This window comes from Alcaligenes sp. AB3 (genome assembly GCF_031844565.1).
GTDB lineage: Bacteria > Pseudomonadota > Gammaproteobacteria > Burkholderiales > Burkholderiaceae_B > Alcaligenes > Alcaligenes faecalis.
The window spans coordinates 65,319-81,066 of sequence record NZ_JAUZVM010000006.1; the positions used below are offsets into that span (position 1 = coordinate 65,319).

The following is a 15,748-nucleotide window of genomic DNA, read 5'->3' on the forward strand; positions in this document are numbered from 1 at the left end:
ATGTGTCCAACTGCAAGCTGAGACTCACGCTTGCAAGATGCGCTGGGCTATTATTTAGCAATGAAAGAAATCTTCGCACTTCTCGATTTCGGGGGTTATATCGCCTTGCTCCTGTGGGGTATCCACATGGTGCAAAGCGGTGTGCAACGCGCCTTTGGTGCTGAGCTGGGCGTCTGGATGGGCCATGCCCTGGGCCGCCCCCGTCGCGCCTTTTTTGCGGGTGCGGCCATTACCGCTGCCATTCAAAGCAGTACCGCCACCGGACTGATGATTACCAGCTTTGCCGCCACCGGCATGGTTGCCCTGGTTCCGGCCCTGGCCGCCATGTTGGGCGCCAATGTGGGCACGACGCTGATCGTGCAACTGCTGTCCTTCAAGATGACCGCGCTGGCCCCCGCCCTGATTCTTCTGGGTGTCTGGCTATTTCGCTCGCAAGAGCCTGGACGCCGTCGCGATCTGGGCCGCGTCTTTATTGGTCTGGGCCTTTTGCTGCTGTCCTTGCATGAACTGGTGGGTCTGTTCTCGCCCATTCAGGACGCCCCACTGCTGCAAACCATTCTGGAAGCGCTGGCAGGCAGCCCCATGACAGGCATGTTGCTGGCCGCCCTGCTAACCTGGGCCGCGCACTCCAGCGTGGCCATTGTGGTGCTGATCATCTCGCTGGCCAGCCATCAGCATATGGATCCACAGCTGACCTATGCACTGGTACTGGGTGCCAACGTGGGCACGGCCATCAACCCGATTCTGGAAGGGGCTGGCAGCACCAAGGACCCAGCCAACAAACGTCTGCCCATCGGCAACTTGGGCACACGTGTGTTTGGCTGCCTGATTGGCATGATCGTGCTGCCCTGGATTCCGGATCTGATGAGCTGGTTCACCGATGACCCGGCCCGTGCCGTGGCCAACTTCCACACCTTCTTCAACCTGGCCGTAGCCGCGCTGTTTCTGCCTTTGCTCAAACCCTATTCGCGCCTGCTGAGCCGTTACCTGCCTCGTCGCACCGATCCGGATGATCCTGGCCTGCCCTTGTATCTGGACCAGTCCGCACAGGAAGTGCCTGCCGTGGCCTTGGGCAATGCGGCTCGAGAAGCGCTGCGTCTGTCCGATATGCTGCAGGAGATCCTGGATACGGCCCGCCAGAACATGCTGAACAATAGCGCCCAGAGCATCAACCACGCGCGCTATATCAGCAATGCTGTCAACCGGCTGGAGCCGCTGATCACCACTTATCTGGCCAGCATGGACCAGGAAAACCTGAGCAAGAAAGATACCCGTCGTCTGAACGACATTCTGACTTTCTCCACCAATATCTCGCACGCCGCCACGATCAGCGTCAATGGTTTGCTCAGTCACACGGCCAAGCTGCGCAAGCAAGGCTGGATACTGCAATCGGAAGAACAGGCCGAGATCGGCAAGGTCATGGACAGGCTGATTCGCAATCAGCGTCAGGCTGCCGCTCTGTTCGTGGCCGAGGACGTGAAAACCGCCCGCTTCCTGGCCTTTGAAAAAGACTTCTTCCGCGAGCTGGAAGTGGCTGCCGCAGACCGCCATATTCGCAAGATCAAGGCCGGTCAGCTGGACTCTGCCGAGCAGGGTTCCTTGTACCTGGAGATTTTGCGTGACGTGCGCACCATCAACTCCTATCTGGTCAGCGCCGCCGCCTATCCCATTCTGGCCAAGCACGACGAGTTGCTGCCCAACCGGGTACGCTCCAACGAGGAATAAACAGACTGCAGCCGGGCGGTTAAAACAAGCCGTTCTGCTGCTTAAAAAGGAAAAGGCGACCATCAGGTCGCCTTTTCCTTTTGCCTTTAGCTTGCCAAAAAGCCTTAGTGAGCCTGTTCCCAGTTATCGCCCACGCCGACTTCAGCCACCAGCGGCACATCCAGCTTGGCCACATTGCACATCAGGCCCGGCAAGTTTTCACGCAGGACATCCAGCTCGTCTTCGGGTACATCGAATACCAATTCGTCATGTACCTGCATCACCATCTGCGTACGCAGCCCTTTTTCTTCCAGCCAGCGTTGCACCGCCACCATGGCCATCTTGATCAGGTCAGCCGAAGTGCCCTGCATCGGGGCGTTAATGGCGGCACGCTCTGCACCGGCCATGCGTGGCCCTTTCGCGCCCTTCAGTTCAGGTAGCCACAGACGGCGACCAAACACGGTTTCCACATAACCCTGCTCGTGCGCCTGCGCTTTGATGCGCGTCATGTAGCTGGCCACACCAGGATAGCGGGCGAAGTAACGATCAATATAGGCACGGGCTGCATCACGAGTAATACCCAGATTGCTGGCCAGGCCGAATTCGCCCATGCCGTAGATCAGACCAAAGTTGATCGCCTTGGCCGCACGACGCTGATCAGAGCTGACGTCCTTGGCATCCACACCGAAGATCTCGGCAGCGGTCGCCGTGTGCACGTCCCCGCCCTGCTCGAACACCTGCTGCAGATTTTCGTCGCCCGACACATGGGCCATCACACGCAATTCGATCTGGGAATAGTCAGCCGAAACCACTTTGCCCAGTTCAGACACGAAGGCGGCACGAACACGGCGACCTTCTGCCGTACGCACCGGAATATTCTGCAAGTTAGGGTCGGAAGACGCCAAACGCCCGGTAATGACAGCAGCCTGTGCATAACGGGTATGCACGCGGCCACTGTCCGGATTCACCATTTTGGGCAGTTTGTCCGTGTAGGTGGACTTGAGTTTGGCCAGGCCACGGTATTCCAGCAGTACCTGCGGCAAGGGGTAATCCTGAGCCAAACGGGTCAGCACATCCTCATCGGTAGAGGGAGCACCGCTGGCCGTTTTACGAACCACCGGAATACCCAGCTTGCCGAACAGAATCTCGCCCACTTGCTTGGGGGAGTTCATATTGAAGGGCTGATCGGCCAGTTCGTAGGCCTTGTTTTCCAGCTCCAGCATTTTCTGACCCAGCTCGTGGCTTTGGCGCGCCAAAGTAGGTACATCAATCTTGACGCCATTGCGCTCCACAATGGTCAGCACATCCGAGGCCTGAACTTCCAGCAGGTAAATGCGCTCCAGCCCCTCTTCCTTGGCCACTTGGGGACGCAGGCACTGATGCAGACGCAAGGTGTAGTCCGCATCTTCGCAGGCGTATTGCGAAGCCACCGGAATATCCACCTCATCAAAGCCGATCTGCTTGGCACCCTTGCCGCAAATATCCTCATAAGACGCCCCTTTCAGACCCAGCCATTGCAAGGCCAGCTCTTCCATGCCGACACGCTTGTGCGATTGCAGAACATAAGCCTGCAACATGGTGTCCTCGCGGATACCGCGCAGGCTGACTTTTTCATTCAGCAGGACATGAGTATCGTATTTGGCGTTATGCAGGACCTTGGCCGCCTCTGCGTTTTCCAGCCAGGGACGCAGGGTTTCCAGCACATAGTCTTTATCCAGCTGCTCTACATCCAGCGAGCCACGGTGGGCCACCGGCACATAGAAAGCCTGACCGACCTTGACCGACACCGACAAGCCCACCAGACGCGCCATCAAGGGGTCCAGGGAGGTGGTTTCCGTATCCAGCGCCACCAGCTCGGCCTTTTCCAGCAGGCTTAGCAGGGACTGCAACTGTTCTTTAGTCGTGACGGTCTGGTAATCCAGCTCAGCGGGGGCTGCAGGCGTTTCAGCCTCGACACGCGCATCCTGGGCGGGCACGCGCGTGGGATCAGCCGTCAGTTCACGCAACCAGCTGCGGAACCCATAGGTTTCGTAGATATCCTGCAACACGACATTGTCGCGGGGCTCCGGCTCCAAGGCTTCGAAATCCCCCGTAAAACCAGGCACCTCGCAATCGAGTTTGACCGTGACCAGCTTGCGCGTCATGTCAAAGTTGGAGCTGAAATCACGCAGGTTCTGGCCGGCCACCCCCTTGATCTTGTCGGCATGCTGCAACAGTTCGTCCAGGCTGCCATACTCGGCCAGCCACTTGGCGGCCGTCTTGGGGCCCACCTTGGGCACGCCGGGAATATTGTCCGAAGTGTCGCCAATCAGCATCAAATAATCGATAATCTGATCTGGGCGTACGCCGTACTTGCTGGTGACGCCTTCTACATCCAGCTTTTCGTTACTCATGGTATTGACCAGCTGCACATGCTCATTGACCAGCTGGGCCAGGTCCTTGTCCCCGGTAGACACCACCGTCTCGATGCCATTTTCAGCCGCCAGACGGGAAAGCGTGCCGATGATATCGTCGGCCTCTACGCCAGGCTGACAAATCAGATGCCAGCCCATGGCGCGTACCGCTTTATGAATAGGCTCTATTTGCACCGCCATATCTTCGGGCATGGAGGGCCGGTTAGCCTTGTATTGATCGTACAGATCGTCCCGGAAAGTGCGGCCCTTGGCATCGAAAACGCATACCATATAGTCCGCCTGATAATCCTGTAGCAGACGGCGCAGCATATTGATGACCCCGTACAAGGCGCCTGTAGGCTGGCCTTGCGCGTTTCGCAGATCGGGCATCGCATGGTACGCTCGGTACAGATAGCTGGAACCATCAACGAGCAACAAGGTTTTTTTCATGTCTAACAATAAAATCGTCCGTTTACCGGCCTCTGAGCAGATTCCTACCATCATGAAGGAACTGCAAACTGCGGTCGATACATTAAAAGAAATGGGTGCTGGCGTTAGTGTTTTCGGCAGCGCACGCATCAAACCCGGTCATCCTTACTACGAACTGGCCCAGGAACTGGGTCGTCGTCTGGCCGAAGCGGGCGTCACCCTGATTGCAGGCGGCGGCCCTGGCCTGATGGAAGCCGCCAATAAAGGCGCGTACGAAGCAGGCGGGCAAAGTATTGGCCTGAATATACGCTTGCCCCACGAAACCACCAACAACCCGTACCAGACACAAAGCCTGCAGTTCGAGTACTTCTACTCGCGCAAGGCCACCTTTTTCATGCACAGCTGGGCTTACATTGCCCTGCCTGGCGGCTTCGGTACCCTGGACGAGCTGTTTGAAGTCATGACTTTGGTCCAAACGGGCAAAGTCCCACCCGCACCCATTGTACTGATCGGCACTTCCTTTTGGTCCGGCCTGCTCGACTGGATTGGTGAGCAATTGATGGAGATGGGCCTGATTGGCCCCAAAGACCTGAATTTGCTGGTCCTGACCGACGATCTGGACGAGGTCATGGGCTACATCAACCAGTGCTGCGTACTGCCTAGGGCGGAACCCGCATTGCCCCAGTAAGGCGTACGGGTTAAATTTGCAGTCTTTCTTCGGCCCTCCATCAGCAGGGCCGAATTTGTATTGAATGCCACAAGCTAGTCGATATTTGCCGGAGTCCTCCACATGAACAAAATGCTTGCCCGCCTCCTGATGGTGGCTTTTTGCAGTGCCTTGGTGCCCGCTGCTGCCCATGCAGCCGGGCCGTCCGAAATCCGTTTTGCCACTGAAGCGGGCTACCCCCCCTTCGAGTTTCTGGACCCCAGTGGCGAGCTGCAAGGCTTTGACATCGACATCGGCAACGAAATCTGTAAGCGCCTGGACGCCAAGTGCGTGTGGATCGATCAGTCCTTTGACAGCCTGATCCCTGGCCTGCAAGCGCGCAAGTTCGATCTGGCCAACTCCACCATGACGGCTACTGAGGCACGTGCCAAGGTGATCGACTTCAGCGAGCCCATGTACATCGTGCCGGTTCGCCTGGCTGCGCGCAAAGGCAGCGGCCTGGAACCCACCGCCGAATCCCTGAAGGGCAAGCGTGTCGGCGTGCAACAAGGCACCACCATGGAAACCTATGCGCGTCAGAACTGGGCCAATAACGGTGTGACCATTGTGGCCTACCCCAGCTACACCGACGCGTTCAATGATCTGGCCGGTGGCCGTGTGGACGCCACCTTCCAGGAAGCCCAGAACGCCGTTGAAGGCTTTTTGACCAAGCCGGCCGGTGCCGACTTTGAGCTGACTGGCAGCACCGTGGACGACAGCCCAATTCTGAACGAGCCTATCGCCATGGGCATTCGCAAGGGCAACAAGAAACTCAAGAAAACCGTTGATGAAGTTCTGCGCGAAATGAAGGCCGATGGCACCATGCAGACCTTTGCCGACAAGTACTTCCAAAAAGAAAACATTCGCATCGCGCCCTGACCTGGATACCTGAACCATGTTGCTTTACGGTTATGGGCCGCAGTTGCTGGTCGGCACCTGGGAAACCATCAAACTGGCCGTGCTCTCACTGCTGGTTTCCCTGGTGCTGGGTCTGGTCGCTGCCCTGATGAAACTGTCCCGCGCCTCGCTGCTGCGTTGGGTGGGCGGTTTGTATACCACCTTGATCCGGGGCGTCCCGGATCTGGTGCTCTTGATGCTGTTCTTTTTCAGCCTGCAAATCTGGCTGAACGAGCTGACTGACTGGCTGGAATGGGACATGATCGAGATCGATCCCTTTGGCGCCGGTGTGGTCACGCTGGGCTTTATTTATGGCGCTTACTTTGCCGAAACCTTCCGTGGTGCCCTGATGGCCATCCCCAAGGGCCAGATGGAAGCCGGCAAGGCCTGTGGCTGGAGCGCCTGGCAGGTTTTGCACCGCATCCAGATTCCACAAATGATGCGCTACGCATTGCCCGGACTGGGCAACAACTGGCAAATCCTGCTCAAATCCACCGCGCTGGTGTCCCTGATCGGCCTGAGCGATGTGGTCAAGATTGCGCAAAACGCCGGTAACGCGACCTTCAACTCCTTCTTGTTTGTCGGCATCACCGCCCTGATCTATCTGGGCCTGACCGCCGTCAGCAATATCGGGCTGGGCTACCTGGAACGACGCTACAACATTGGCGTGAAAGGAGCGCAGTTCTAATGGATGTTCTGAACGAATTCTGGCGCGCCTATCTGTACCAAAGCAATGGTCAGCTCTCGGGCCTGGCCATGACACTGTGGCTGCTGGTGATCTCGGTCGTGATCGGCTTTTTCCTGTCGATTTTCATGGCCATTGGCCGTGTCTCGGGCAAAACCTGGCTGTCGCGCCCTATCGGTGCTTTCACCTACTTTTTCCGTGGCACTCCCTTGTATGTGCAGATCCTTTTGATCTACACCGCCATGTACAAGCTGGCCATCGTCAAGTCGGTGCCTGCACTGGAAGCCTTTTTCATGAGTGGCTTCAATTGCATGATTCTGGCGCTGACCTTGAATACCGTGGGCTATACCACCGAGATTTTTGCTGGGGCCATCCGCTCCATGCCGCCCGGTGAAGTCGAGTCGGCCCGCGCCTATGGCATGTCCGGCTGGACCTTGTACCGCCGCGTGATTCTGCCGCAAGCCCTGCGCCGTGTCCTGCCTGCTTACAGCAATGAAGTGGTGCTGATGCTGCATGCCACCTCGCTGGCCTTTACCGCCACGGTTCCTGACTTGCTCAAGATCGCGCGAGATGCCAATGCGGCCACGTACCAGACCTTTACCTCCTACGGGATTGCTGCACTGATTTACCTGTGCGTGTCCTTTATTTTGGTGGGTGCCTTCCGTATTGTGGAAAAGCGCCAGATGGCATTTTTGAATCACTAAGTGCTGAGGTACTGAACAAAAAAATGGGCTGCTTGCAAAAGCGGCCCATTTTTCTTTAGCGATACAGCTACCGTATCAATCCCCCATATGGTCCAGGTTCTGATAGCGCATCTGGCGCCCCATCACACCGGCCATCATCAGAAAGAACGTCAGGCCACGTCGCACTTCCGGCTCCTTGGCCAGGCGTATAAGCCCCATCAGGGTCGGGGTGGTCTCCGTAGCCCTCACCTGGTCCGCAGCCATACGTGCGGCGTTTCCAACCGACCAGGCGGCCCCTACGCCCTCCTCAAAGCCCTTCATGAGCTTTTCAAGCATATAGTCGTCGCTCATATCGACCAGATCGGCCAGCAGGGACACCGCATCCACCACCCGATTCAAACGACCACCCGCCAGCAAGGGTTCGATCTTGCCGATCAACTCATCCAGGCCCTTGATGCCCGGATCTTCTCCCAGCAGGCTTTCCAGGGCGGAAGGGGCCTTCTGAGCAGCGCCCGCATCACCGGGATTCAAGGATTTATCCGATACCGAATTCATCTGTCTCTCCTGAATTAGACCAAGCCACGGGCCACGGCCCAGTAAATACCCCGGTTAAAACCCTTGCGCAGCAAGCCACCCAGTTTGGTGGGCGGCGTAGGATGCACATCCTCCTTGTAGTCGTACCAGAGCGGCATGCCGCCCTCCAGACCCATTTGTGCCACCGCCACCACCCGGCCATCGTATTCGTCACAAGTGCGTCCAAAACGCAGCTCCGAGGCCAGGTTATTAACGACGACGGGAGACTGATTGTGACAAGAACCACCGGCTTTACTGATAGGCAAGTCCACCGTATCGCCCAGTACATACACATTGTCCAGGCCCAGCACTTTCATTGTCTGGTGATCCGTGGGTACCCAGCCTTCGTTGTCGGCTGCTTGAGAAATTCCCGAGTCACGAACGGCGGGCACGGCCGTAATGGGAGGAGTTGCCATCAGGAGGTCGAATGGCTCTTCTGCGCCTTCTTCGGAATAGGCAATCTTGCGTTCAGGGTCCACCCGGCTCAAGGTAAAGCCGCGTTGGTGCTTGATGTCTCGGTCCTCAAAAATGGGCGGCAAAACCTGACACACCTCGTTCTGCATGAACAGGCAGTTGCGCAAAAGCTGAGAGGTCGTTGGATAGGTGTAGGCAATCTCCACCTTGTCGCGCACACCACGGCGGCGCAGATACTCATCCAGCATCAAGGTGGTTTCTACCGGCGCGATACCGCACTGGTGGGGAACGTTATGGGTCTTTGGGAAAGTCACCGTTACCAGCACACGACCCTTTTCCAGCTTGCTCAGGCGGTCCGCCAATTGGCGCGCGGGCGCATGCTGATAGAAATGATCGCCGCCCTCTTTCAGACCTTCGATTTTTTCCGGTGAGGGGACGCAGCCGGTAGACAGAACCAGGTAGTCATAGTCGATCTTCTTGCCGCTGGCGCAGTGCAGACGGCTGGCCTTGAAGTCGAAACCAGTGACTTCCTCCAGCTGGAAATCAATTTCGGGGCGTAAAAGGGAAATTTGGGGACGTCGCAGCTCGTCCCTGAAAAAAGCATCAAAAGCCACGTACATAAAAGCGGGCTTGTAATAATGCCAGGGGGAATTGGACAACATGGTAATGCGGACTTTACCAGAGCGAATTTCCGGGTATAGCTTGGTCACCAGATGATTGGCGGTCATCGTACCGCCAATACCACCACCTACAATCACAATATGCTGCACCATCAGTATTCTCCTTAATGGGGGAAACTGCGCAGAGCATCCTGAATCACCAAAAATCCAGTAAAAACAGGATGATACACAGCAATAACTGAGACTTCGCAAAGCGAGCTTGGTAATGTGTCCAGCCAGTTTGTATCAAGCAGGTATTAAGCCAAAATTAAAACAGCGCTCTCTTTTTGATAAGCTGCTTAATCAATTTTATTTATCTCACACCCTCTGCTGATTTTAAAAATCAAGCTGGGGCGATTATGCATGCGCCCCAGCTTCTTAATAATTTCTGCAAATCTGACCTGACCGAGACAATATAGAATAAAAAAAACGCCTGCATCAAGCAGGCGTTTTCTCGTATCGCTAAACCCGAAAAATTAACTTTCGCGTTGGCTGCGACGGCGCTCGTGTTCTTTCAGGTAACGCTTGCGCAGGCGAATGGACTTGGGAGTCACTTCAACCAGCTCATCGTCATCCAGGAAGTCCACGGCGTATTCCAGGCTCAAGCGGATAGGTGGAACCAGATCAATGTGCTCGTCCTTGCCGGAAGCACGCACGTTGGTCAGTTTCTTTTCCTTGATGGGGTTAACCACCAGATCATTGTCACGGCTGTGAATACCGATGATCATGCCTTCGTACAAGGCATCACCGGGAGACACGAACATGCGACCGCGATCCTGCAGTTTCCACAAGGCGTATGCTACGGCATCACCGTCGTCCTGGCTGATCAGCACGCCGTTACGACGCTCGCCAACCGCGCCTTCACGCATGGGGCGGAACTCGTCAAAGGTGTGGCTCATCAGGCCGGTACCACGTGTCAGCGTCATGAACTCGCCCTGGAAGCCGATCAGGCCACGGGCGGGAATACGGTACTCCAGGCGTGTACGACCACGGCCATCGGCAACCATATCCTGCAAGTCACCACGACGGCGACCCAGTTCTTCCATCACGCCACCTTGGTGGCCGTCTTCGACGTCCACGGTCAGTTGCTCGTAGGGTTCCATCTTGACGCCGTTCTCTTCACGAATCAGCACGCGTGGACGCGATACGGCCATTTCATAGCCTTCACGACGCATGTTCTCGATCAGAATGGTCAGGTGCAACTCACCGCGACCGCACACTTCAAACACGGTATCGTCGTCGGTTTCGTTCACACGCAAAGCCACGTTGGACTTCAATTCGCGGTCCAGACGGTCACGCAGCTGACGGCTGGTCACGAACTTGCCTTCACGGCCGGCCAGAGGCGAGGTGTTCACCATGAAATTCATGGTCAGGGTAGGCTCGTCAATGCGCAGCAAAGGCAAAGCCTCCTGGTGAGCAGGATCGGTTACCGTGCAACCAATGCCCAGCTCTTCAATACCGTTGATCAGCACGATGTCGCCGGCCTCGGCTTCATCTACCGACACACGCTCCAGACCCTTGAACTTCAGAACCTGGTTGATGCGGCCCTTGATGACTTCGCCATCAGGACCAAATTTCACGACCACGTCCTGGGCCGCGCGCACGCGACCACGGTTCACACGGCCTACACCGATCTTGCCCACATAGGAGCTGTAGTCCAGGGAACAGATCTGCAGCTGCAAAGGTGCGTTGACGTCATCTTCACGCTGAGGAACGTGTTCCAGAATCGCTTCGAACAAAGGACGCATGTCGCCTTCACGCACATCTTCGGTCAAACCGGCGTAGCCCGACAGACCCGATGCGTAAATGATGGGGAAGTCCAGCTGTTCGTCGGTCGCGCCCAGTTTGTCGAACAGGTCGAACGTGGCGTTGATCGCGAAGTCAGGACGGGCGCCGGGACGGTCAACCTTGTTGACCACCACAATCGGACGCAAACCCAGTTCCAGAGCTTTACGAGTCACGAAACGGGTCTGAGGCATGGGGCCTTCAACCGCGTCCACCAGCAACAGCACGCCGTCAACCATGGACAGCACGCGCTCGACCTCACCACCGAAGTCGGCGTGACCGGGGGTGTCGATAATGTTGATGTGGGTGCCTTCGTATTCGACGGCACAGTTCTTCGCCAGAATGGTAATACCGCGTTCTTTCTCGATATCGCCCGAGTCCATGACACGTTCGGAGATATGTTCGTTGTCACGGAACGTACCTGCCTGTCTCAACAATTGATCGACCAGGGTGGTCTTCCCGTGGTCAACGTGGGCAATAATGGCCACATTGCGCAATGCGCGTCTCATAACTCATCCTTCTGATTGAAGTTTTTTGGGCAAAATCTCGGTAGGCAAGCTCTCGATGGCCAGCAAGGCCGACATCGGGTCTTCCATCGCCTGCAACCCGTCCAGGGTGTAGGCGTCGTCGATATGAAAAGGTCCTAACTCTGTCCGGCGCAAGGCCGTCAGATGGGCAAAACACCCCAGAGCACGTCCAATGTCTTGCGCCAGGGTCCGGATATAGGTTCCCTTGCTGCAACGTACAAACAGACGCGCCGATTGCGGCGTAAACTCTTGCACCTGCAAATCGTGAATCACGAGATGTCGTGCCTCACGTTCCAGCTCTATACCCTGACGGGCATATTCATACAGGGGCTTGCCATCGCGCTTGAGCGCGGAATACATGGGCGGCACCTGGGTAATGGGTCCTCGGAAAGCAGGTAGTACTGCTTCCAGCGCCTCGAGGGTGACACCGGCAAAATCTGCCGGAGCCTGAGACACCACATTGCCGGTCAAGTCACCTGAATCGGTTTCCTGTCCAAACTGCAAGGTAGCTTCATAGGCTTTGTCTGCTTCCAGCATCGTGGCGGAAATCTTGGTAGCCCGGCCAAAACAGCAAACCAGCAGGCCCGTTGCAAACGGGTCCAGGGTTCCAGTATGGCCAGCTTTGCGGGCATCCAGAGTGCGGCGAGCACGCTGCAAGGCGTGGTTGCTGGACATTCCGTCGGACTTGTCCAGTAGCAGCACACCGTCAATCAACTGCCCGCGTTTTCGCGTAGCCATCGTGTGTCAATCCGTGAAGAAACAACAGCCGCGTCAGGGCTGTTCGTCTGGCTCGTCCGATTTGGAAGCAGAGCCAGTCAATTCGCTATCGGCCTGGTTGGCGCTGTCGATGAGCTTGGAGAGCTCCATGCCGCGTTCCAACTGTCGGTCGTGATGAAAATGCAGAGTAGGAACGGTATGGATATGCAGCAGCTTGAACAGCAGCGAGTGCAACCAACCGGCCTTCTCGGTCAAAGCCGCCTGGGCGACTTCAGGCTCGGCGCCCAGCACCGAGTAATACACTTTGGCGTGAGCGTAGTCGGGAGACAATTCCACGCCGGTCAAGGTAATCAGACCAGCGCGGGTCATGTCGATCTCGCGCTGGATCAGGACCGCCAGATCCTTCTGGATCTGGTCGGCCAGGCGCAGATTGCGCCCTGGGTTTGGTTTGGACTTGTGTCGTGCCATAAATTACAGTGTCCGGGCGATCTCTTTGATCTCGAAGATCTCAAGCTGGTCGCCCACTTGGATGTCGTTGTTGCCGCGCAGCGTGATACCGCAATCGAAGCCGGAACGCACTTCCTTGGCATCGTCCTTGAAGCGGCGCAGGGAATCCAGGTAGCCACTCCAGTGCACGACGTTGTTGCGCAGCAAGCGAACTTGCGAGTCGCGACGGACCACGCCTTCGGTAACCATACACCCGGCGATGTTACCAATACGTGACACGTTGTAGACTTCACGAATTTCAACCATGCCGATGACTTCTTCGCGCTGCTCGGGAGCCAGCATGCCGGACAGAGCCGCTTTGACCTCGTCAACCGCATCGTAAATGATGTTGTAGTAACGCAGGTCAATGCCATTGGCTTCGGCCAGTTTCTTGGCGCTTTGCTCGGCACGGACGTTAAAGCCGATCACCACCGCGTTGGACGCAATAGCCAGGTTGACATCGCTCTCGGAGATGCCACCCACGGCCGCGTGTACAACCACCACACGCACTTCGTCGGTAGACAGCTTGACCAGCGACTGCACCAGCGCTTCTTGCGAACCTTGCACGTCGGTCTTGATGATGAGCGACAGGGTTTGCGTGCCTTCGCCCAGGTTGTCGAACATAGACTCCAGCTTGGCGGCCTGTTGACGCGACAGTTTCACATCACGGAACTTGCCTTGACGGAACAAAGCGATTTCACGGGCTTTACGCTCGTCGGCCATCACAACCAGTTCGTCACCCGCGGCTGGCACTTCGGTCAGACCCTGAATTTCCACAGGAATCGACGGACCTGCCGAGTTCAGCGACTTGCCGGTTTCGTTCAGCATGGCGCGAACGCGACCGAAGGAAGCGCCAACCAGCACGCTGTCACCACGATTCAAGGTACCGCTTTGAACCAGGATGGTGGCGACAGGACCGCGGCCCTTGTCCAGACGGGCTTCAATAACCGTACCCTTGGCTGGTGCGTCAACCGGAGCCTTCAACTCCAGCATTTCGGCTTGCAGCAGCACGTTTTCCAGCAATTCGTCGATGCCCTGGCCGGTCTTGGCCGACACAGGAATAAAGGGCACATCGCCACCGTATTCTTCAGGCACCACTTCTTCGGCCACCAGTTCCTGCTTGACGCGTTCCGGGTTGGCTTCAGGTTTATCAATCTTGTTGATCGCCACCACCAGCGGTACGCCAGCAGCGCGAGCATGGTGAATCGCTTCACGAGTCTGAGGCATCACGCCGTCATCGGAGGCCACCACCAGAATCACAATGTCTGTTGCCTTGGTACCTCGAGCACGCATGGCCGTAAAGGCTTCGTGACCGGGGGTATCCAGGAAGGTGGCAGTGCCGCGATCCGTTTTAACGTTGTAAGCACCAATGTGCTGCGTAATACCACCGGCTTCGCCCGACGCGATCTTGGCGCGACGGATGTAGTCCAGCAGCGAGGTCTTGCCGTGGTCAACGTGACCCATCACGGTTACCACTGGCGCGCGGGGCTTCAGTTCGGCGTCGTTCTGGGCATCCGTATCCACCAGGAAGGCTTCAGGATCGTCCAGCTTGGCGGCAATTGCCTTGTGACCCAGTTCTTCGACCAGAATCATGGCCGTTTCCTGATCCAGCACCTGGTTGATGGTAACCATCTGACCCAGCTTCATCAGATGCTTGATCACCTCGGCAGCCTTGACGGCCATCCGGTGAGCCAGATCGCTGACCGAAATGGTTTCAGGCACGTGCACTTCACGGGCAATGAATTCTGCCACTTGCGGTTCGCGACGCTCGGCCTGCGCATTGCGGCCACCACGGCCACCCTTGCCACGACCAGCCTTGGCATTGGACTTCCAGCCTTCGCGACCACCACCGGCACCGGCGGAAGCCACATCAGCCTTGGAAGGCTGCTTCTTGCGGCTGGCATCGCTGGTCCAGCCAGGCGTGCTGTCGGTCTTGACGGGTTTGCCTGGAGCCTTGTCAGTTTTCGAGCCTTTGGCGTCTTTCTTCTGAGCGCCCTTGGCACCTGCCTTGCTATCAGCCTCTGGCTCGGGAGCACGCAAGACCTTACGAGGACGGTTCAACATATCGCGCAAAGCAGCGGCTTCTGCCTCTGCGGCCTTACGGGCGCGATCACGATCCTGGTCTTGCTCCACATCGGCGGCAACAGGCGGAATCACCGGGCCACGCACTGCACGGCGCTGACCAGTGGCGGCCATATCCCGAGGTTTTCCAGTCGAAGTGGGCGTTTTAGTCCCTTGAGGGTGCTGATTTTTATTCACAGAGTTAGCTTGACGGGCGTCGTTTACAGATTTAGTAGGTTCCACGGGCTTTTCTTGGGCCGTAGGAGAGGGAGCCGATTCGGCCTTTTCCTGAACAGGCGCTGCCGCGGCTTCGGAGGGTTCCGTTGCAGCAGGTGCTTGTTCCTGAGGCTGAGGCTCGGGTTTCTTTGTATTTTCCTGGGCAGCCACAACGGGCTCTGCAGGAGCAGCAGGTTCGGGCGCGGGCTCAGCAACAGGAGTCGGCTCGGGAGCAGCGACCACTTCGGGTTCAGGCTCTGGCGTGGGCTCAGGCTTGGACTCCACAGGGGCTTGCTCTTTCACAGGCGCTTCAGGAGCGGCTGCCACAGGAGCGACGGGCTCGCTGACAGGCGCGGCAGGCGCCTGTTCAACAGCCGGTTTTTCCTGACTGGCCGCCTGGGCCTGAGCAGCTTGCTCCTTTGCATTTTCCTGTGCCAATGCCGCATTGGCTTCTGCCACCAGCTCGGAGGGATCACGCTTTACAAACACACGTTTTTTGCGTGTTTCCACCTGAATCGTGCGGGAGCGACCCGACCCGTCATCCTGACGGATCTCCGATGTTTGACGGCGAGTCAGGGTGATCTTGTTGCCTTCCTGACTGCCGTGCGAGCGGCGCAACGATTCAAGCAGCTTCGCCTTATCCGAATCAGTGATGGCGTCATCAACTGATTTGAGCTCAATACCTGCGCTACGCAACTGCTCCAGCAGAACATTCGCAGGCATTTTCAGTTCTTGAGCGAACTGGGCGACAGTGTTACTCGACATTCGACTCTCTCTTGCTTTACTACAACTATTCTTAATGAATACAACGCG

Annotated in this window: 12 protein-coding genes; 5 read left to right on the forward strand and 7 right to left on the reverse strand. The window is 57.0% G+C overall.

Annotated features, from left to right (window positions below; translation table 11 throughout):
• Positions 1-60: 60 nt before the first annotated feature.
• Positions 61-1,725, forward strand: a complete 1,665-nt coding sequence (locus tag Q9R35_RS13385) for a Na/Pi cotransporter family protein (protein ID WP_045931105.1) — start codon at positions 61-63, stop codon at positions 1,723-1,725.
• A gap of 104 nt (positions 1,726-1,829) precedes the next feature.
• On the opposite strand, the gene polA is transcribed toward Q9R35_RS13385, so the two are convergent.
• The gene (gene polA, locus Q9R35_RS13390) at positions 1,830-4,547 is read right to left on the reverse strand and encodes a DNA polymerase I (protein WP_311219977.1); all 2,718 of its coding nucleotides are present in this window, start codon (positions 4,545-4,547) and stop codon (positions 1,830-1,832) included.
• Between polA and Q9R35_RS13395 the strand changes: the two genes are divergently transcribed.
• From Q9R35_RS13395 to hisM, 4 genes are all read left to right on the forward strand, one after another.
• Positions 4,546-5,214 (forward strand): TIGR00730 family Rossman fold protein, encoded by a 669-nt coding sequence (locus tag Q9R35_RS13395; protein WP_042484241.1) that lies wholly within the window; start codon positions 4,546-4,548, stop codon positions 5,212-5,214. The two genes, polA and Q9R35_RS13395, sit on opposite strands and share 2 nt — an antisense overlap.
• A 102-nt stretch (positions 5,215-5,316) precedes the next feature.
• Complete coding sequence (locus Q9R35_RS13400) at positions 5,317-6,111, forward strand: ABC transporter substrate-binding protein (RefSeq protein WP_042484239.1); 795 nt, start codon at positions 5,317-5,319, stop codon at positions 6,109-6,111.
• 16 nt (positions 6,112-6,127) lie between these two features.
• Positions 6,128-6,817 (forward strand): ABC transporter permease, encoded by a 690-nt coding sequence (locus tag Q9R35_RS13405; RefSeq protein WP_042484236.1) that lies wholly within the window; start codon positions 6,128-6,130, stop codon positions 6,815-6,817.
• Entirely contained in the window at positions 6,817-7,518 is a 702-nt protein-coding gene (hisM, locus tag Q9R35_RS13410; protein WP_311219978.1) for a histidine ABC transporter permease HisM, read from the forward strand. Before Q9R35_RS13405 ends, hisM begins: the two co-directional genes overlap by 1 nt.
• Before the next feature lie 75 nt (positions 7,519-7,593).
• Here hisM and Q9R35_RS13415 read toward each other — a convergent pair whose 3' ends face one another.
• From Q9R35_RS13415 to infB, 6 genes are all read right to left on the reverse strand, one after another.
• Complete coding sequence (locus Q9R35_RS13415) at positions 7,594-8,052, reverse strand: DUF1641 domain-containing protein (protein WP_172805346.1); 459 nt, start codon at positions 8,050-8,052, stop codon at positions 7,594-7,596.
• 14 nt (positions 8,053-8,066) lie between these two features.
• Positions 8,067-9,257 (reverse strand): FAD/NAD(P)-binding oxidoreductase, encoded by a 1,191-nt coding sequence (locus Q9R35_RS13420; RefSeq protein WP_042484230.1) that lies wholly within the window; start codon positions 9,255-9,257, stop codon positions 8,067-8,069.
• Between the two features lie 362 nt (positions 9,258-9,619).
• Entirely contained in the window at positions 9,620-11,437 is a 1,818-nt protein-coding gene (typA, locus tag Q9R35_RS13425; protein ID WP_063693561.1) for a translational GTPase TypA, read from the reverse strand.
• A gap of 3 nt (positions 11,438-11,440) precedes the next feature.
• Entirely contained in the window at positions 11,441-12,193 is a 753-nt protein-coding gene (gene truB, locus Q9R35_RS13430; RefSeq protein ID WP_311219979.1) for a tRNA pseudouridine(55) synthase TruB, read from the reverse strand.
• Positions 12,194-12,226: 33 nt separating this feature from the next.
• On the reverse strand, positions 12,227-12,640 hold the full coding sequence (rbfA, locus tag Q9R35_RS13435) for a 30S ribosome-binding factor RbfA (protein ID WP_009457603.1): 414 nt from the start codon (positions 12,638-12,640) through the stop codon (positions 12,227-12,229).
• Positions 12,641-12,643: 3 nt separating this feature from the next.
• Positions 12,644-15,700 (reverse strand): translation initiation factor IF-2, encoded by a 3,057-nt coding sequence (infB, locus tag Q9R35_RS13440; RefSeq protein WP_311219980.1) that lies wholly within the window; start codon positions 15,698-15,700, stop codon positions 12,644-12,646.
• Positions 15,701-15,748: the final 48 nt, after the last annotated feature.

Bases quoted from the DNA above. Each gene is read 5' to 3' on its own strand.
- Q9R35_RS13395 (WP_042484241.1), top strand. From the start codon at position 4,546: ATGTCTAACAATAAAATCGTCCGTTTACCGGCCTCTGAGCAGATTCCT.
- Q9R35_RS13420 (WP_042484230.1), bottom strand. From the start codon at position 9,257: ATGGTGCAGCATATTGTGATTGTAGGTGGTGGTATTGGCGGTACGATG.
- truB (WP_311219979.1), bottom strand. From the start codon at position 12,193: ATGGCTACGCGAAAACGCGGGCAGTTGATTGACGGTGTGCTGCTACTG.
- hisM (WP_311219978.1), top strand. From the start codon at position 6,817: ATGGATGTTCTGAACGAATTCTGGCGCGCCTATCTGTACCAAAGCAAT.
- Q9R35_RS13405 (WP_042484236.1), top strand. From the start codon at position 6,128: ATGTTGCTTTACGGTTATGGGCCGCAGTTGCTGGTCGGCACCTGGGAA.
- infB (WP_311219980.1), bottom strand. From the start codon at position 15,700: ATGTCGAGTAACACTGTCGCCCAGTTCGCTCAAGAACTGAAAATGCCT.
- Q9R35_RS13400 (WP_042484239.1), top strand. From the start codon at position 5,317: ATGAACAAAATGCTTGCCCGCCTCCTGATGGTGGCTTTTTGCAGTGCC.
- polA (WP_311219977.1), bottom strand. From the start codon at position 4,547: ATGAAAAAAACCTTGTTGCTCGTTGATGGTTCCAGCTATCTGTACCGA.
- typA (WP_063693561.1), bottom strand. From the start codon at position 11,437: ATGAGACGCGCATTGCGCAATGTGGCCATTATTGCCCACGTTGACCAC.
- Q9R35_RS13385 (WP_045931105.1), top strand. From the start codon at position 61: ATGAAAGAAATCTTCGCACTTCTCGATTTCGGGGGTTATATCGCCTTG.
- rbfA (WP_009457603.1), bottom strand. From the start codon at position 12,640: ATGGCACGACACAAGTCCAAACCAAACCCAGGGCGCAATCTGCGCCTG.
- Q9R35_RS13415 (WP_172805346.1), bottom strand. From the start codon at position 8,052: ATGAATTCGGTATCGGATAAATCCTTGAATCCCGGTGATGCGGGCGCT.